This window comes from Gracilibacillus sp. D59, assembly GCF_052246695.1.
Lineage (GTDB): Bacteria > Bacillota > Bacilli > Bacillales > Amphibacillaceae > Gracilibacillus.
Window position 1 is genome coordinate 318,067 of record NZ_JBQQCK010000001.1, and the last position, 18,736, is coordinate 336,802.

Below are 18,736 nucleotides of genomic sequence, written 5' to 3' on the forward strand. Positions count from 1 at the left end.
CCCCTTTTTCAAAGTAACCGGTTACTATATATAGTATTAACGAAATAAAATAAAATGCTATAAAATAGAAACCGGTTACTATTTTTTTATTTGGGTGATCGAATCCGTAAGGTAAGAATGATTGGGATCGAGAAAAGATCTACAATAGTTGACATTTATCTTTATTTATGAGATTATAGTCAAGTTAACAAAACTGAAGTAACAACTAAGTGTATCTGGCATTCTACGGAAAGTTTTTTGAAGATGCTTATTCACACTGGCGCGACTAAGGGGTCGCAAGGACGTAAGAGCAGGTAGGGCTTACGTTGCTTAAGTTAGAAAATACCCAGTGGAACATGTACCGCGGTTAAGCGAAATTCCATTATTGAAATTTCCCACCCGAATTTATCGGGATATAAAAATAATAATAAATCTTATGTGTTACTTTATAAACCTAAGGGGTACTCTTATAGTAAGAGTACCCCTTTTCCAATACATATAAATGAAGAAAGAAGGTCTTAACATGAATAATCTAATAGGTACGATCCAAACACTGGAGGTACTACGAAAAATTGATACTGGTTATGTTTTAGAAAATGACATACTCCTACACCATAATGAAACAGACTCAGAACTTGAAGCTGAGCAATCTGTTGATGTTTTTATTTATCAGGATAAAAAAGGACAAACTGTTGCAACTACACAATTACCAACTATTCAAATCGATGCGTATGGCTGGGCTGAAGTTGTGGAAGTATTACCACACTTAGGAGTATTTGTTAACATTGGTACATCAAAAGAAATCCTCGTATCAAAAGATGACTTGCCATTGTTTGAAAATGTATGGCCAGCGGTAGGCGATAAGCTTTATGTTACACTAGGAAAAGATCGTAAAGGACGCCTTCTCGCAATCCCTGCAACTGAAGGAATTTTTGAAAGAGAATTCGAATTAGCACCTGATGATCTATTAAATTCAACCATCAGTGGTCGTATTTATCGTACAGACAGAGAAGGGGCTGTATGTATAACTGATGAAGGTTATCGCGGATTTATCCATCACACCGAACGAAAGGAAGAACCACGGTTAGGTGAACTAGTGAAGGGACGCGTGATTGAAGTGAAGCATGACGGTACATTAAATGTTTCACTAAGACCATTAAAACAGCACAGTATGGGGGAAGATGCTGATGCGATATTGGCACGATTAGAAGAAAGTGATGGTGTTATTCCGTTTTCCGACAAAAGTGACCCAGAAAATATCCGTGACACCTTTAACATAAGTAAAGCAGCATTCAAACGTGCACTTGGCAAGTTAATGAAAGAAAGAAAAATTGAACAACGGGATGGAAAAACTTACTTAATCACTAAGTAACCGTACTGTGAGACTGCCATCAGTAGGGGTTTTACGGTCGATTAGCACCGTGATAAAAAAACAGATATTCCTGGAAAAATACCTTTGGCATCCAGACAATGTATAATTTGTTTATGTCAAAGGTATTTTATATTGTTAAAATCAAATAATTAAACCACTAAAAACCATAAACAAATTAATGATGAAATGCCACATAATTGCCGGAAAAATGCTATTCGCTCGTATCACAACAATCGCAAAGAATAGACCACCAATGGAAAAACTAATGGCAGCAACTATTGGAATACCCAGAACGATATGTTGAATTCCAAAAGCTAAACTAGTAACGATTAACGCAAAGACCTTCGAAAATTCTTTAGTGAGCATATTCAAAAATGCTCCTCGCCAAATTAGCTCCTCTATAGTAGCATTGATGAGCGAAAACATAATAGCAAAGAAGAACAGATTTCTTATTTCTCCTATATTTTTAAAGACTAAAATCAGTGGAACGAATACTACCACATTACATAAAATAGCTATTTTTAGAAATTTACTTATTTTGATAAAATGAAAGCCATGCGTTACAAACGGAAAGTATACTCTATTATGCCATTGTGGTTTATTTAGGTAAGAATCCACTGGCTTCTTATAAAGGTAAGAGGTGAATACAAGACTTAATATTACAATACTGAGTAAGATGCGGTCTAAAATAACTATTATCTGGATGTTTTCCATGTATATGTGTAACAGCTTCCTTACCGATACATATAACTGAAAACTTAACAGAAAAATAAAAATGGTAATGATTATATATCTATATTTCTTAATAGTAATTCCAAGTACAAATAAACAAGTAAATACAAGTAGGACTAATATTGTGTTGTTACCATATGAGATAAACATTATACCACATAGAAATATAGTTCCTATGATAATCTGGACTAAATTACACTTCGTTTTTTTCATGCTATCTCCTTATGTTTTTTGGTTAAGAATAACTGATTGGAGCTTTAAATGGGAAGATTTCTAAAACATTAATTCAGATGCCTTTTAAGTAAGCTATCCCTGCTATTCCAAACTGTTAGTAAAAAAATATGATAATACTCATATCAAAGTATTTTATACCTTATTGTTTAGTTTTCAAGCAGAAATAGGATAAAATAATATAAAATTCACAATGTTGGTTACGTTATATTTTTGCTCTGAATCCATCAGCTCTATGATTACGCTCCCAATAATTAGTGGATACATAATTTCGTCTCTCTTACTCATAATAAAAATAATTAAAGTTGAAGGAGGAATTATGGTGGCAGAGCAATATAACAAACCAAAGCCAGATGACCGATCAGATAATGTTGAAAAATTACAACATATGGTACAGGATACGATAGAGAATATTGAAGCGGCACATGACACAATGCAATTTGCTTCACAAGAGGAAAAAGAAAAAATTAAAGAAAAAAATCGTCGTAGAGAAGAAGCAATTTCGGGATTAAGAGAAGAAATAAAAGATGAAGCACATGATCAACAACAGAATTAATATTAGATCAACTTCTTTTCAAATGTAATTTCTAGAAGATAGCTCATTTAGCTATCTTCTTTCCTCTCAAAGTTCTTAAAACTCAATATAAAACGGATGAAGACTTTCGTTTAACGTATACTCAATTCTTTGTCTAAAATTTCCCCATTCGACCATTTCTAAAGCTTTATTAATAGGAAAGAAACCTACTTCTAAACTTTCCGAACTAGTTGTTATCTCTCCACCGATTGCTTTGCACAAAAACAATGTGTTACAAATGGAACCTTTAACATTTTGAAAAACACCACAAAACTTTTCTACTTCAACATCGATACCGGACTCTTCTTTTGTTTCCCTTATTGCTGCTTCCTTCAATGATTCCCCTTCTTCAACTTGTCCACCAGGCATCTCCCACCCCCGACGTGGTCCTTTTATTAATAACATTTCATTTTTATCGTTTATCACAATTGTAGCTGCTGAAACAATGTGCTTAGGCGTTGCCAATGCTATCCTCCTCCTACGATCTAAGTATATTTCTATATTGGGTTTGTGTTATCTTTTATTCATTACGAGACCTATGATTCACAATTTAGTAAGCCCAGATGATTCTCTTACTTCTAAATAAGGAGCAATAAGTATATCTTTTCTTTGACTGTTTGCTTTAGAAGCGTTTATTAGCAGATCTATCGCTTTTTTTCCAAGTTCACTATAAGGATGGCTTACAGACGTTATTTCAGGACTAGAATTTTTGGCTAAATCTGTATTATCGAAACCGACAAAAGAGAATTGTTTTATTCTTTTCTGTCTGCATGCTTTTAGTGCCCCAATGATAACTAAATCATTTATTCCTATTAATGCCGTCGGTAACTCTTCTTTATCTGACTCCATTAATTGATTGATTGCTTCTTTTCCTGTTTGCACATCAAATCCACTATAAATCTGCCAACTGTCTCTAAATGTTAATCTGTATTTTGATAAGAGATTTTTATAAGCTTCGACTTTTATATCGGTAGTTGTAACTCCTTTTACACCACCGATAAGACCGATTTTCTCATGTCCGAGACTTACTAAATGATCGATAACTAATTCAATCCCTCTTGCTTCATCTGTTCGAACACTATAGCAATCAAGACCATCTATCTTTCCATTAATCATCACAACAGGCATTTTATCGAGTACGTGTAATAATTCATTTACCTCCACGACATCAGTAAACGTCTTATTAATTCTTCCCCCCATAAAAATCATACCTTCTACTTGACGCTCAGAAAGTATCCTTAAATATTTTGATTCCATTTCACTGCTGTTCATAGAATTACATAATATAAGTGTATACCCTTTAGTTAGTGCATATTTTTCTGCTTCAATAAATACTTGCGAAAAAAAAGGATTCGTAATATCCGGCAAAACGAATCCTATCATTTTTGTTTCTTTCTTTGTTAAACTTCTCGCTACAGCATTCGGATGATAATCATATTTATCTATGAGATCAAGCACTTTTTTTCTAGTTTTTTCACTTACAGGATAATTTCCTGCTATCACTCTTGAAACTGTAGCGGAGGAAACTCCTGCTTCTTTTGCTATATCATATATCGTTATGGATTTTTGTTTCATACTTCCTCCTACTTTTTCTCTATGTAATCGGTTTCTACAAATTATATGACTAATATCCGTAAGTTAACACCTTATTTTATCTTTACCGGAATTTATACAATAATTTGTTTTTGGAAAATAGACCTACATAAACAAAATGTCCCTCAAAATCAGAGAAAGTTCAAAAAGAACCGAAATTAGTTTATCTGTTTATTAATTAATTCTGATGGTGTGTAACCAATGAATTTTTTGAAGATAGTAGAAAAATAAGCTGGATTATCATAGCCAACACTTTCCGATACTTCATATATTAAATTATTTCCCTCTTGTATCAGCTTCTTTGCTTTTTCCATACGGACTCTTGTAATATAATTCTTGTAAGGTTCCCCGACAATTTTTTTAAAGATTTGACCTAGATAATTTCGAGAAATATATAGTTCGTCAGCGATATCTTGTAAAGTAATGTTTTCATGTAAATGCTGATGGATAAATTCCATCATTTTTTCTACTAATTGTCGATGTTTTAAGTTTTCATCCCACTGTTGATTGCGACAAACGATTTGAATTTTTTCTTTCATAAAAAGTAAAAAATCTTCCCAGGAATGGATCATGGATAATTCTTGATACATATCAAAATGAGTATCGAACATTTCATCAATTCGAATACCAATGTCATACAAAGAATATGTCATAATTGTCCACATCTCAATACCAATCTGAATGGCAGTCGTTTGCTTAAAATCATGCTCTTTTACTTGATAAAACAATTCATCCATTACCTGATTCGCCATGGTATTATTAGCAAATCTAATAGCTTCCGAGATCTTTTGATGAAATTCCATTGACTTTAGTATTCTTTGTTGTTTAAAAAAAGTAGTTTCTCCATCAATCAATGTTGAATTTTTCTCCAGTGGTGTTTTGGCAAGAGCTTCACTCATAGATTCCCCCAAATTTCTCCAATCATTTTTAATCCTACCTATAGAGATCACGACATTGATTTGCATATATACTCTTATTCGATTTTCCAATTGTTTTTTTAGTAGATCCACTTTCTTCTGTAATTCGACATCTGCTTCTTTTTTTATATGCAACGTTAAAGCAGACTGGTGGCTATATAATTCAAGATAATGGAAATCATCAAAGTATTGCCTTGTGACTTCTTTTACGATATTCCCAATGGCAAACCTGAATAAATACCAATCATTTTTATATACCGTTATTTCCTCTAAAGTTTTATCAAAAGAAAGGACTATGACTACATGTAACTTACACTTCCATTCTTCTGCAATAACCACCGGTGATCTTTCCACCAACTCTGCCCCCATAATGATTGACTTTAACCATTCCTTCTTTACTACAGGTTCATATAGCTTTATTTTTTCCTTTAGCTGAGAATATCGCAACATTTCATTAGCTTCCCTCTCTAAAGTATCAATCAATTTTTGCATTACATTTCGTATGGTCGTTACAGATGCTGGCTTATCTAAATAATCATCTATTTTTAAACGCATTGCTTGTCTTGCATATTCAAAGTCACTATAACCACTTAATATAATTACTTTTCCATCATATCCTTCTTCCCTTAACCTCTTGATCATTTCTATCCCGTTCCATTCAGGCATATAAATATCCGTAATTACAATATCTGGGTTGTAATGTAATATTAATTGATAACCTTCCTTCCCATTATTAGCTTCAGCTATACATTCACATTGAAGTTCTTCCCATGGTATGATCTTCCTCATCCCAGAAAGCACTCTGCTTTCATCATCAATTATCATTACGCTCCACATTTTGCTAACCCCCTGTAATTAAAAGGACTCTAGTAAAAATTGGTCTAATAATTCTTTATCCATAATTTTAGGTAACTTGATGGTTACTACTACTCCACCTTCTGCTCTCTCGCCAATTGTCACACTTGCCTCTGTTCCAAAATAGACATCTAATCTTTCTCTGACATTACGTATACCATACCCACCTGTGTTCATTTTCGATGAAGTAAAAGCTTCGGATGTAAGACCTACGCCATTATCACTTATTTTACAGATAACATATTTATCTGTTTCATTTAACTCAACAGAAATCACGCCTGAATGTTGGTTATGCAAACCATGAATGATGGCGTTTTCTACAAAGGGTTGAAACGTGAGCTTTGGAATATAATATTTTGATACAGTAGCAGGTGCATCAATTGAATATTGTAAAGCATCACCATATTGAAGTTTTTGTATCTGCAAATAATAATATAAATATTGTAATTCCTGCTCTACCGTAAAAATACTCTCTCCCTTCGACAAACCTACTCGCAACATTTTTCCGAGCAACTCAAGCATCTGACTCATATCGTGATTGTCACGTTCGATCGCCATCCAATTTAATTGATCCAACGTATTATATAAAAAGTGAGGATTAATATTCGCTTGTAATGCTTTCACCTCTGCTTCTTTTTGACGCTTCATTTGCTTTATTAATGACATATATAATATTTCTGCTCTATTAATTAACTTTTTATATCCTTTGAATAATTCACCAAATTCATTTGTATAATCCCCCGGAATATGCTTCTTGGACTTACTCAATTCCTTCGTACCCATCATTCTTGCGAGGAATATGATTGGTTCGGTGAATTTCCGTGTCAGATAAAAAGTTCCGATAAATGCAATGATAATAGCAGTTATTCCGATCAAAATTAAATAATTAATCATATCTTTTAAGCCTGATGTTAACTCTGTCAATGGTGTAACTTCCATTAACACCCAATCAACAGATGGAATCTGATAAGATACGACCACATATTCTTGCCCCTGACGAATGATTTTTAGGTTTGAGACATCTTGTTGAGTTAATTGTCTTGAATATTTACCTAACAACTCTATAGGAAAATTTTCTTGAAAAGCTTGGTCGCCAATTTTCGTAATAACATCGTTGTGATTAAGCATTAACACAACATTGGCATCTTCTTTATAATTTCGTAACCATCCTTCGACAATGACAGGATCAATATTCACAATAAGTACTGCTTGCAAACTTCCTCTTGGCGAGACAATTTTTCTTCCTAAACTAACAACTTCTTGTTCTCCCGCTATTGTATTAACCTTTCGTTCATCTAACCAAATTGAATTCACTTTCTCCAAATCAGAAAACCATGGTTCACTAATTACATAATCTAATTCTTGATATCGAACAGGATAGTATAAATTGTCACGAGGTGGATCTTCTATAAATATTTCGACTGAATGCGGTACTGGTACACTATAAATGATATTAGAAAAGTCTTTTGTTAGTGTTGAAAAAGTGGTTGATCTCTCATAATTATTAGCAAAGCTTTTTAAAGCATCTCGAAACGCTTGTTGTCGTGACATTACAATCGTATAATCTTGTAGAGAGGATAAATTTCCATCAATATCTTCGCTGATTAATTTTAGATTTTTTTCTTGATGGTCGGTAGTTTTTTGTACGATTTCTCTGACCGAAAAGTGGTAACTAATAATAATCACCATGATAAAAACAATCAACATAAGGAGGAAAAAACTCACAAAGAAAATATTCTTTATTCGATAGCGTTTAAAAATTGACAAATTGGCACTCCCAACTCCCTCTATTATTACTTACATCATTTCAATCCGGTAGTCGCTATACCTTTCACTAAATACTTTTGAAAGAAGAGGAACAGAATAAATTGTGGTAACAATGATAAACTAGACATCGCCAACAACGGCCCCCAAGTTGTTCCTGTTTGTGAATCCATGAATTTTCTTAATCCTAATGCTACTGTTTGCACACTTGTTTCATTTAAATAAACTAATGGTGCTAAAAAATCATCCCATGTCCACATAAAAGAAAAAATTGCAACAGTAACTAAAGGTGCTTTCAATAATGGTAATATAATTCGCAAAAAAACTCCAAATGTAGAACAACCATCTATAACAGCAGCTTCATCCAATTCTTTGGGAATCCCCCTTATAAACTGAATCATTAGAAAAATAAAAAAGGGAACACCTCCTAAAAACGCCGGTACAACGAGTGGTAAAAACGTATTTACCCACCCCAATTTATGAAACAAGATATACTGTGGAATAAGTGTAATTTGAACAGGTAACATAACAGTCGCTATTAAACAAGCAAACAGAATTTTTTTAAACTTAAAAGTACATCTAGCAAACCCGTAAGCTACAATACTTGATGAAAATAGGGAGCCACTCACTACTAGTGTTGTAATGATTATAGAATTTTTAAAGAATAATGCAAAGGATGTCCCTCCAAACCCTTCCCATCCTTCTATATAGTTAGACCAGACAAATTCGCTTGGAATAAGGGAAGTAACGTTGCTAAAAATCTCTTGATTAGGCTTAAGTGAGCTAGCTATCATCCAAAGAATCGGATAGATCATGATAAACCCTAGCCCAATAACAAACAGATAGTACAATATATTAGGTAGATGTTTCTTCACCTTATTTTCCCTCCTTTGTTTCATAGAAGACCCATTGATTAGAAGTCTTAAATAAAATAAGAGTAATTATAGCAATCACCACTAATAGAAGCCATGCCATAGCTGAAGCATATCCCATTCTTAAGAATTGAAAGGCTGTTTCATACAAATAAACCGCATAAAAAAGCGTTTCGTCCATTGGGCCACCTTTCGTAATCAAGTAGGACTGAGTAAATGTCATAAAACCACCAATTGTCTGCATTACTAAATTAAAAAAAATCACCGGGGTCAAAAGTGGGATCGTTATTTTAAAAAACTGTGTAAATTTGTTTGCCCCATCAACTGCAGCTGCCTCATATAGTTCTGTTGGTATTTGTTTTAAACCCGCTAAAAAGATAATCATAGGAGATCCAAACTGCCAAATAATTAACAAAATCAAAACGGACAAGGCAAAATCAGGATGTCCAATCCAATTTACACTTTGGATACCAAACAACTCAATAACGGAGTTGAATGCCCCTTCATTTCCAAAAAGTTGCTTCCAAACAACCGCAATGGCTACACTTCCCCCAATAATAGATGGTACATAATAAATAGTGGTAAATAATTTTGTTCCCTTTCTGCCCATATTAAATAGCATCGCAAGAAACAAAGCGAAAATCAGCTTTAATGGTGTTGAAACAAATACAAATATCAATGTTACTTGCAATGATTTTACAAACCTTGGATCATCTGTGAATATTTCAATATAATTATTTACACCAACCCAAGCAGGACTAGATAGCATATCGTAGTTAGTAAAAGAAAAATATAGAGATGCAATCATTGGACCAAGCACAAAGCAGATAAACCCTATCAACCATGGGGAAATCATCAAGTATCCTTCAATATGTTTTTTCAATCGCTTTCTTTTTTTAGCCTGTTCTAGTTGAACCTTCTTTTCTTGTGTTAATTGTGCAATACTATGACTCTCTGCATTCATATTATCTCCACCTCATTCTTATTGCTGTTATCTTTCCTATTGATTAAAAAAAGAGCTAAAAGCTCTTTTTTTAATCAGAAAGAATTTTGTTAGCTTCATTCATAAATTGTTCCGTTGCTTCTTCAGACGTAACTTGACCGTAGTTAATCATTTCGGCAATTCTCATGAAAGCAGCTCTCACTTCCGTTTCACCAGGTGGTGGTAATGGATCAGCTGGTTTGGAGTATTCAGCTAGCGATTCTAAGAATGCAAATTGTTTTTGTGTGGAGGCATCTAACTTATCGTATATATGATCTCGGACCTCAGACGAAATTGGTACTCCTCGTTCAGCTGCTAATATTTCATTTGCTTCTAAATTATTGGTCATAAAGTCAATAAACATTGCTGCTTCTTCTGCATTTTCTGTATTTGAATTGATAGCAAGTGATTGACTCGGTCGAATCCAGTTACCATGTTCACCATTTTCTAATGAAGGGAGTACTATTAGCCCAATTTCGTCTTCAGTTCCCGACTGAACCCCCACAATTTGATTACTCGCAGCAACTTGAAGTGCCACTTCTCCTCTAGCAACTAATGAATCTGATAAATCCAAGTGTTCTAATACTAATGAATGTGGAGGTGTTACCTCATCCTCTATTAATTTAGAAACATATTTAAAATAATTTATAAGTGTTTCCGGCTTAAATCCAAGACTTGTTCCTTTATCATTGTAAAATTGTTCTCCATTTTGTCTTGCATAAATATAAAATTGCTCATAGTCTGCATTGGAGAAGCTATAGCCATAAAAACCTTCTCCTAACACTTCTTTTGCTTTTACCATCTCTTCATATAAATCCTGATACGTATAACCAGGCTCTAAGTTTATTCCTGCTTCATCCCATAGAGTTTGGTTATAAATCGCTCCATTTGCACCTGCACCTAACGAAATAGCCCAAACTTTCTCTCCTTCAACATTTATATCCTGATAGACATCATCAACATTCGACATATCAATAATACCTTCATCGATAAATGGTGCTAAATCCATTAATGTACCATGAGATAGATACTCATTCATTTTAGTATCGCCCATTTGAATAATATCCGGCAAATTGCTTCCTGCTGCTTGCGTATTTAATTTTTCCCAATAACCATCCCATCCAGTGTATTCTGGCAAAATGGTTATATTAGGATGGTTTTTCTCAAATAGTTCAATCACTTGAAGTGTTCGATCATGACGATCTTGCGCTCCCCACCAAGCTACTCTTAACTCAACTTGTTCATTTGTAGAATCTTCTGTTTGTGTCTCTTCATCAGAGTTCTTTTGATCTTCTTGCCCACCATTAGTGGATTCGTCATTACACCCCACAAGTATTAGTGCGAATAATAAGATAAGACTTCTCAGTATCATTCTCTTTAACCTCAAAACATTCACCCCTTCACCCTTATTGTTATCGCTTACATTTCTGATTATATAGAATAATGTTCTCTTTTTATATATAAAAAATGTTAAAAATGTTATAAAAAACTATAAATAAGTAGGACATTCTTGAGGCAATATAGAACGCTAGTTAGAAAGTATGTGAAAATATTATGGTGAAGTAAGAATATAAAAAAACAGGCTACCAATCCCCTCTCGAATTTTTCGAGGAAAAGCAGCCTAAAAAGGTGTATTATTCTTAACCATTATTATAAGATGTTTCAACGTTTTCCTCCGATACGGTACTGGGGGGCAAAAACAACTGCTGAAAACTACTTTCATAGTTTGGTGATTGATACATATTGTCTTCTTTCGTATCAGTTATTTTATGGATAGAACCGCTAATGTTCAACGTATTGTTTTGAATATCAATATGTATGTCTTCCTTATTCTCCAATTCCTAGCATATCATAGCAAATATTTCTTAGTCGGTTTCTTTAATATCAATGTTTATTTGGCCGAATCCAAGTGCGAATTGTGTAGCGTAACGACTGACTGCTCCTTGCTGTTTGGATTTCTGATTAGTTTGGTCATTTGGAACAAAATTCACGATGTTTACCTCCTTTAAATAACCTTCTAATTTTATACTATTGACCAACAGCTGGCTTTACTTCTTCCACGAGCACTTTTTCCTGCCATTTCTTACTACGCCAACGGATGAACATTAAACCGCCACGGAACCACTCATCAACAATCACTCCAATAGTCACCCCTATTAATCCATAGCCTAATGGCAGTCCTAACAGGTAAGCTAGTGTTACACTAACTCCCCACATCGAAAGAATACCTACCATTACTGGATATGTAGCATCACCTGATGCCCGTAAAGAGCTAATGATTACAAGATTAAATGTTCTGCCTGGTTCCAATATAACTCCTAAAAATAAAATAATAGAGCCTAGCGCAATAATATCACCGTCACTCGTAAAGAATCCAAGCAGGAATTTCCCAGAAAGAGCGATCGTAACTCCAACTACTAGGGCAACAATTATCGCAATTCTTAAGCCGCGATACATCTCCTTGTATGCTTTCTCCAGCTTCCCTGCCCCAACGAGTTGACCAATATAAATTTGCATTCCCTTGGCAATAGATAATGAAAATACTGTCATAAAATTCGTTAAATTTTGTGTATACACTCTAGTTGCTAACGCATCAGCCCCTAGCATCGTAATAAAAACGGTAATCGTTAATTGACTTAAATTATGTGATAAATGCTCCCCGGCACCAGGAACACCTATACTTAATATCTTTTTTACATATTCTTTTTTTAACTTGAAGTAATCCTGTAGTTTGATTTTGACTGCTGTTTTTTTGTATAAAAGGACAAAGATAACGACCATTGCCATTGCACGGCATAATGCAGTAGAAATCGCCACCCCCATTACACCTAATGATGGAATACCGAACGGACCAAAAATAAATAAGTAGTTACCAAATATATTAAGTATGTTCATCCCTAAGGCAACATACATCACTTCTTTCGTATATCCTTGAGCTTGAAGTGCAGAAAAAAGAGTCATAACCATTGCCTGCGTAAACAATGTTCCCCCAACTATAAGTATGTAAATATTGGCATATTCGATCAATTCCGGGGACAAATGAAACAGATCTAAAAATTGATAGCGAAAAACCACGACCATACTACTGATAAAGAAACCGAAGAGTAAATTAACAAAAATCGCATTCGCAATTGTTTTACTAACATCTTGTAGTTTATTGGCACCGACAAACTGTGCAACAACAACACCAGATCCCATTGCTGTAAAATTGAACAATACAAATGTAAACATCATAATTTGATTGACCACACCAATTGCCGCAACTGCTTCATCTGAAACAAAACTTAGCATGAAAATATCAGCTATTCTCATAAAGGTATTCAGAAAAACCTCAATAAAAATTGGCCATGTTATCGCTAGTAAGCCGATCTTTTTCAAGCTTGATTTCTTGCTGTCCTGATTTGACATTTTACACTCACCACTTCAACTAGCCGACATTGTGACTTATTCTCTATAACTCTAACACTATACTAAAGCGCTATCATAGTTGATTTTACATGATTAACAACATTCACTCTAGAATAATGCTTCAAAAAGTTTTCACTTTTATTCACCAAAAAATATACGCTCTCTAAAACTTAAGTCACTATTTTTGGTTGTTCATGCAATCAATTAATAAAATTCTATCTCCTGGAAAACTTAAATCTAATTCTTTTAATTCATCTATGTTTTTCCATGCAATATCATAGATTAAATGGTCAGGGTCTTGAATTTTTCTCTCCCCACCAACAATCTTGACTAAGAAATAATGAACTTCAACAGATATATTGAGTTCTTTATAACTAGCTTTTTTCACTTTTATTTCATCAATTAATTCCACAATATAACCTGTTTCTTCCTCCATTTCCCTAATACAGCATTCTTCGAAAGTTTCGTTAATTTCTTGTCCCCCTGACGGTACTGACCATTTTTTATTTTCGTCTGGTTTTCCTTGTAACACCATAAGCAATTCATTGTTCTTATTAATACATATACCTGAAGAGCCAAACCATTTTTGCATTATACGAAACTCCTTTATACTTATAATTTGTTCCTCAATCGCCCCAAAGCTTTCTTTGATTAAAGCTTTTTTAAACTTAACTCCATCTTACATACACCCTTTCGTTTTTAAACCAATCTAATTACAGCTACATATCGACGATTCACTAAAATATTTCTAATATTAAATCCCTATTTATCACTGGATCTTTTTTACAATTTTTGCTACCAATCCTTATCATAATTGTTATTAGAAACGGTCTATTCATAATTCTTTTCATACTAAAAGTGTCATTAGGGTTCTAATGACACTTTTTGCATTGCTTTACTACTGTTTAATTAAATTATCTACTAAAAACCTATTTCATCAGGTAACACTTTTCGCTGACCACTTGGTATTTCAGTTTTGCTTTGAATATCTGGAGTTTCTCCCTCTATCTCAAGAATGTAGTCTAATAATCTCTCACGCAAACGTTCTTTTACTTTTTTGTGAGATTCTAATTCTATTAAATTAGTTAGCTCATATGGATCAGCTTCCAAATCGTATAAAAATTCTTCCTGGTAAACGGATGCTTTATCATGTTCAATAGGATCGATGGACAGATTGGAAACACTGTACTTCCATCTCTTTGTACGAAGCACTCTACCTACTTGTGATTCACTGATTTGAATAAACACTTCATTCTTCCAATCTGTGTCTTTATTATTTACCAAAGGCAAAAAGGATTGTCCCGACAATTCATCAGGTATAGTGATTCCAGCTGCATCTAATAATGTAGGTGCAAAATCAATTAAGCTTACTAGTTCTTTCTTTCGTCCACCCTGAACAAAACCAGGGCCGGTTACAGCTGTAGGTATTCGAACAGAACTCTCATGGCAAGAGCGTTTATATTCTTGGTTACGTGTTTTAAAATGACAGCCATGATCTGAAGTAAACAATACAATGGTATTATCCTCTATTTGCAAACTTTTAAGTATATCCATTAATCTCCCTAATGCTTCATCAAGTCGTTTTACCATGCCATAATAGCCACCTAATTGCTGAAAAGCCGTTCCACTTAATGCCTGAAGGTCAGGTGGTGTCCATTTAGACGTATATCTTTCACTATATCCTGTTGGTGCTGGGTAATTATCTGTGCGATTTTGATGGTGTGGCTCTAAGAAGGATAAAAATAAGAAAAAAGGCTGTGATTTTTTCTCTTCCTTTTCGATAAAACGAATCGCTGCATCTGTCAGCGCATCAACACGATAACCTGGTAAATCAACAGGTTCTTGTTTGTTATTATAAACTCTTGTTTGATAAGGTTCGGACGTATGCTCTAATCCATTGGCCGCAAGCCAGTAATCATAGCCACCTTGCCTTTCTTCACTTACTGGTTCTTCCGCAGCTAAATGCCATTTTCCGATATATCCGGTATAGTAGCCATCCGCTTTGAAGTAATCCGCTAAAGTCTTTTCCTCCGCCGGTAATGGAATACCATTTTTAAAGCATCCTGTCTCTGTTGCATATTTGCCCGTTTGAAAGCAAGCACGTGCAGGCGCACATACAGGTTGGCAAGTAAAAGAATGATATAAGTGTGTGCCTTCTTGTGCAATTCTGTCAAAATTAGGGGTTAAATCTAAGGGATTACCATGAACACCAGTGGTATCCCAACGCTGCTGATCAGTAAAAAATACAATGACGTTCGGTTTAGTAGATTGTTTTTTCAAGTGATTCCCTCCTTATTCCATTTCTGTCACATCTATCAGTTCATGTTTCTTATAGTCAAAATACTTCCCTTCCAGTAGGCCTACTAACGTATTCGTAATCCGTACCGTAATTTTATTTGAACCTTTATTTAACAGATCCCCACTCACGTCCCAAGTATAAGGAGTCCAAGCTTTTACACCTAATGAAACATCATTAACCATTACTTCGACAACATCATGTATTTCGTCGATTTCTTCGATATTTATTCGATAAGTAGTGTCTTCAGGATGAAGCTCTATGTTTCTAGTGAATTCAATGGTACCTGCATAAAAAGGTAATCGTTCAAAAGGTCCGACCAATGAATAAGCTGTAGTTGGTTTTTCTACTAGAATAGGTGTTTTCTCTTGATTAAACTGAATCCCGAAATCTCCTCTGAAATAAATAGGATCAACAACTCCATCCCAATCTTTCTCCACTTCTCCTTTGATTGTTATAACATTTTCTCCTTTTTCCAAATAACCCCTTATATCTGCAACGATATTATTGTGATCATAAACAAACATATCTTCAAAGGACTCAGAATCTATATTTCGATTATTAATATAGATCGACAATCCTTCTGAAATAGCGTTGCGATCCATCACAAGTGTACAGTCAGGCGGCATTTTATCAACAATAAACATTGTCTGATAGTTAACGTCGATCGGATAATTTAAACGAGCTTTCATTGGTGTCCCAAATAACTGTGTAAAGGAAACAGGTAACGTATTATGTTGAGCTAAATCTTCGCATTGATCAATAAAGGTTTTGGCAGCTACTTGACTTTGTTTTACATCAGAGCCTGCAATGTCCAACAAAAAGGAATTAAATCTTACGATGTTTTTATCCTTTGTCTCCAATTGCCATTCTTGATTACTTGCTATTGTCATGTTTTTTACTTCTTTTTTGCTTGTTACTATTTGACGGGAATTTTCCTCGATTTGCACCATATAAGATTGAAATGGCTCAAAAGACAAATCTATTTGATAAATCCCCTCTCTTGATACCGATGATATTGGTTTTCTTTCCCCTGTCTCTAAATCTATTAAGTAGTAGTAATAATCCTCTGTTGCTTGATAAAGCCCAAGTGATACCTCGTGTCTACCGTCTTCCTGATTAGTAATAAAAATCAGTTCAGAATCATCCCATTTCCGATGCTGAACCAAAAAGCTTTGCGATTGATCCTTCACATCGATAAACACTTCATCATCTAGAATTTTTTCTAATAACGATAGGTTTGCAGAAATAGGTAGAAAATAAGCATTCACATCATCATCAAATAAACACTTCATTTCTTGATAATGATCCGTACCCTCTCCAATCTCTTCATATGGTAATAATCCATTAGCAATGACTGTTCCACCTTGATCAAGGAATAGCTTGATTTTTTCCCATGCTTGTTTTTCTAAATTTGTCATCGGAGGCAAAATTAATACCTTATAGGTTGCTTTTCCGATTTTAATATTGCCATCTACTATTTCCGCCTGTAATAAAATTTCTGGATCCAAGTGGTCATAATCCTTATGAGCCTTTGTCAGTTCCAAACAAATACTTGCCCAGTCATTTTTCAAGCTTTCCAGCATGGCTTTTTCCTTATCATCTTCTCCTGCATAAGAAAAAGAGGCAAATGGATTCGCCATTTTGGTCCAGAAGCTTGTTGTAGGATCTAACACAGCGATAGGACGAACAACTTCTCCTTGACTCATTAAATAACTGATCCGTGAAACATAATCGCCAAGCTTTCGATAGTATTTCCAATAAGGATTTTGCATGAATTGCGAAGGTGGGGCATCATGTTTGACTAAACTATTTAGCGTATAAAAAAAGGCATGGAAATTAAAGAAATTAATGCCTAATACCGAAAGACGATCAATCATCCATTTTGCATCCTGCAATGTCATCGACCAGCCTACACTGTGAAAGCATTCGATCAATGCTCTATCCCGATTGAGTTGATTACTTAAGGCACTTATCATTTTAGGGTTGGCTCTCATGCTGAAGAAGTACCTTTTTAAAATCCAATCAAGGGAACGTCCTAGTTTCTCATGTGCACTATCACCACCAGGGACATGACTGTAAACTTGACCTGACATTCTGGTAGATGGCACTTCTGCGACATAGTCAATTCCTGCTTTCTCGCACCAATCATGAATTTGCTTATGATAAGTATCTCTTAGCAAAACATGAATCGACTGAAAATAATGATAGCGTACCTTTGCATAACCCTTCGCATCAGTGATTAGTAAGTATAAATAATCTCTAATATCATATCCATAAGTATCCTTGATATATGGGACTAGCTTTGGTGACCATGGAAATCGCCCCAATAAATGGGTTTCATCAGTAAACATTCCCTTTACCGTTTGTCCAAAATGTGTACCTACTTTCTCTAAGTAACGATCATGTGTTAATTGTATAAATGTTTGAATGGCTTCTTTATGCAATGGATCTACAAAAGTACCATAGTATTTAAAATCTTCTATTTCCTCTTCAATAAAACAATGAATCTCCCAGCTTCCATGAGGTGCATCCCACTCTAGTACTTTTTTAGGTCCATAAGTAAAGAAACGTCTTTGGTTATATGCTGTTAACCCTGTCTTTTGATAGATATGTTCAACCTGTGAGTTGCCTATATTGAGCTTTAGATCAATCGCTTCCTCCCATAAAAGTTCCTCCGAATTTGGATGGAGCGGAACAGCTTTGGCAAAAAGAATCTTGCCCCAAGGTAACTGAATCCTTACCTTCTGTTCTCGACTTATTGTTTCCGCATGATGGACCAGGTTTGTTTGTTTGGCATCCTTATGCTCTAATGTTACTTCTCCACCAGCCATCCCACTTGGATAAGGGTATTCATCATACAACCAAACATCCATACCATAACTTGCAGCAGTCTGAATTGCATATTCTACCTTGTCGAACCATTGATCGGACAAGTAAGGTACGTCCATTCCTTGTCTTGGACAAATATACACTCCTGTCACATGTTTATCTGCCATTTCTTTTAGCTGATGGGAAATCTCCGCCTCAGTCAATTCTCCATTCCAAAACCAAAATGGATGAATCCCGTATTCTGGACTTGGATGTTTGAAATCTTGAAAATCCATTATTTTACCTCCCTAAATATAAAGTGAGATTTATCAGGGTGTTAGCGTCCGTTA

At 34.7% G+C, this 18,736-nt stretch carries 16 protein-coding genes; 2 read left to right on the plus strand and 14 right to left on the minus strand.

The genetic code is table 11. From position 1 onward, the window contains the following. Positions 1-502: 502 nt before the first annotated feature. Positions 503-1,351: a CvfB family protein gene (locus tag ACTWP4_RS01570; protein ID WP_443126999.1), complete on the plus strand. Its 849-nt coding sequence runs from the start codon at positions 503-505 to the stop codon at positions 1,349-1,351. 141 nt (positions 1,352-1,492) lie between these two features. On the opposite strand, the gene ACTWP4_RS01575 is transcribed toward ACTWP4_RS01570, so the two are convergent. Continuing rightward, the gene (locus tag ACTWP4_RS01575; protein WP_443127000.1) at positions 1,493-2,296 is read right to left on the minus strand and encodes a CPBP family intramembrane glutamic endopeptidase; all 804 of its coding nucleotides are present in this window, start codon (positions 2,294-2,296) and stop codon (positions 1,493-1,495) included. Between the two features lie 340 nt (positions 2,297-2,636). Between ACTWP4_RS01575 and tlp the strand changes: the two genes are divergently transcribed. After that, positions 2,637-2,870, plus strand: a complete 234-nt coding sequence (gene tlp, locus ACTWP4_RS01580; protein WP_443127001.1) for a small acid-soluble spore protein Tlp — start codon at positions 2,637-2,639, stop codon at positions 2,868-2,870. 75 nt (positions 2,871-2,945) lie between these two features. On the opposite strand, the gene ACTWP4_RS01585 is transcribed toward tlp, so the two are convergent. From ACTWP4_RS01585 to ACTWP4_RS01645, 13 genes are all read right to left on the minus strand, one after another. After that, on the minus strand, positions 2,946-3,353 hold the full coding sequence (locus ACTWP4_RS01585; protein WP_443127002.1) for an NUDIX hydrolase: 408 nt from the start codon (positions 3,351-3,353) through the stop codon (positions 2,946-2,948). 78 nt (positions 3,354-3,431) lie between these two features. Continuing rightward, positions 3,432-4,463 (minus strand): LacI family DNA-binding transcriptional regulator, encoded by a 1,032-nt coding sequence (locus tag ACTWP4_RS01590; RefSeq protein ID WP_443127003.1) that lies wholly within the window; start codon positions 4,461-4,463, stop codon positions 3,432-3,434. Between the two features lie 176 nt (positions 4,464-4,639). Continuing rightward, entirely contained in the window at positions 4,640-6,235 is a 1,596-nt protein-coding gene (locus ACTWP4_RS01595; protein WP_443127004.1) for a response regulator transcription factor, read from the minus strand. A gap of 18 nt (positions 6,236-6,253) precedes the next feature. Beyond that, positions 6,254-8,020, minus strand: coding sequence for a sensor histidine kinase (locus tag ACTWP4_RS01600; RefSeq protein ID WP_443127005.1), 1,767 nt, complete (start codon positions 8,018-8,020; stop codon positions 6,254-6,256). Positions 8,021-8,055: 35 nt separating this feature from the next. After that, positions 8,056-8,916, minus strand: a complete 861-nt coding sequence (locus tag ACTWP4_RS01605; protein ID WP_443127006.1) for a carbohydrate ABC transporter permease — start codon at positions 8,914-8,916, stop codon at positions 8,056-8,058. Further along, a complete protein-coding gene (locus ACTWP4_RS01610; RefSeq protein ID WP_443127007.1) occupies positions 8,894-9,853 on the minus strand; it encodes a carbohydrate ABC transporter permease in 960 nt (319 codons plus the stop codon). Before ACTWP4_RS01610 ends, ACTWP4_RS01605 begins: the two co-directional genes overlap by 23 nt. Before the next feature lie 70 nt (positions 9,854-9,923). Further along, complete coding sequence (locus ACTWP4_RS01615; RefSeq protein WP_443127008.1) at positions 9,924-11,258, minus strand: ABC transporter substrate-binding protein; 1,335 nt, start codon at positions 11,256-11,258, stop codon at positions 9,924-9,926. A 253-nt stretch (positions 11,259-11,511) separates the two neighbouring features. Then, positions 11,512-11,709, minus strand: coding sequence for an Hsp20/alpha crystallin family protein (locus ACTWP4_RS01620; RefSeq protein ID WP_443127009.1), 198 nt, complete (start codon positions 11,707-11,709; stop codon positions 11,512-11,514). A gap of 27 nt (positions 11,710-11,736) precedes the next feature. Further along, positions 11,737-11,862 (minus strand): hypothetical protein, encoded by a 126-nt coding sequence (locus tag ACTWP4_RS01625; protein WP_443127010.1) that lies wholly within the window; start codon positions 11,860-11,862, stop codon positions 11,737-11,739. 37 nt (positions 11,863-11,899) lie between these two features. After that, complete coding sequence (locus ACTWP4_RS01630) at positions 11,900-13,279, minus strand: MATE family efflux transporter (protein ID WP_443127011.1); 1,380 nt, start codon at positions 13,277-13,279, stop codon at positions 11,900-11,902. Between the two features lie 178 nt (positions 13,280-13,457). Next, positions 13,458-13,871 carry an NUDIX hydrolase gene (locus tag ACTWP4_RS01635; protein ID WP_443127012.1) on the minus strand — a complete coding sequence of 138 codons (414 nt, stop codon included), beginning with the start codon at positions 13,869-13,871 and terminating at the stop codon, positions 13,458-13,460. 329 nt (positions 13,872-14,200) lie between these two features. Beyond that, on the minus strand, positions 14,201-15,559 hold the full coding sequence (locus tag ACTWP4_RS01640) for a sulfatase-like hydrolase/transferase (RefSeq protein ID WP_443127013.1): 1,359 nt from the start codon (positions 15,557-15,559) through the stop codon (positions 14,201-14,203). Positions 15,560-15,571: 12 nt separating this feature from the next. After that, a complete protein-coding gene (locus tag ACTWP4_RS01645) occupies positions 15,572-18,682 on the minus strand; it encodes a glycosyl hydrolase (protein ID WP_443127014.1) in 3,111 nt (1,036 codons plus the stop codon). Positions 18,683-18,736: the final 54 nt, after the last annotated feature.

What these genes read in the sequence shown, in the direction of transcription:
- ACTWP4_RS01570 (WP_443126999.1), top strand. Translation starts at nt 503, where the DNA reads ATGAATAATCTAATAGGTACGATCCAAACACTGGAGGTACTACGAAAA.
- ACTWP4_RS01575 (WP_443127000.1), bottom strand. Translation starts at nt 2,296, where the DNA reads ATGAAAAAAACGAAGTGTAATTTAGTCCAGATTATCATAGGAACTATA.
- ACTWP4_RS01590 (WP_443127003.1), bottom strand. Translation starts at nt 4,463, where the DNA reads ATGAAACAAAAATCCATAACGATATATGATATAGCAAAAGAAGCAGGA.
- ACTWP4_RS01595 (WP_443127004.1), bottom strand. Translation starts at nt 6,235, where the DNA reads ATGTGGAGCGTAATGATAATTGATGATGAAAGCAGAGTGCTTTCTGGG.
- ACTWP4_RS01605 (WP_443127006.1), bottom strand. Translation starts at nt 8,916, where the DNA reads ATGAAACAAAGGAGGGAAAATAAGGTGAAGAAACATCTACCTAATATA.
- ACTWP4_RS01610 (WP_443127007.1), bottom strand. Translation starts at nt 9,853, where the DNA reads ATGAATGCAGAGAGTCATAGTATTGCACAATTAACACAAGAAAAGAAG.
- ACTWP4_RS01630 (WP_443127011.1), bottom strand. Translation starts at nt 13,279, where the DNA reads ATGTCAAATCAGGACAGCAAGAAATCAAGCTTGAAAAAGATCGGCTTA.
- ACTWP4_RS01635 (WP_443127012.1), bottom strand. Translation starts at nt 13,871, where the DNA reads ATGCAAAAATGGTTTGGCTCTTCAGGTATATGTATTAATAAGAACAAT.
- ACTWP4_RS01645 (WP_443127014.1), bottom strand. Translation starts at nt 18,682, where the DNA reads ATGGATTTTCAAGATTTCAAACATCCAAGTCCAGAATACGGGATTCAT.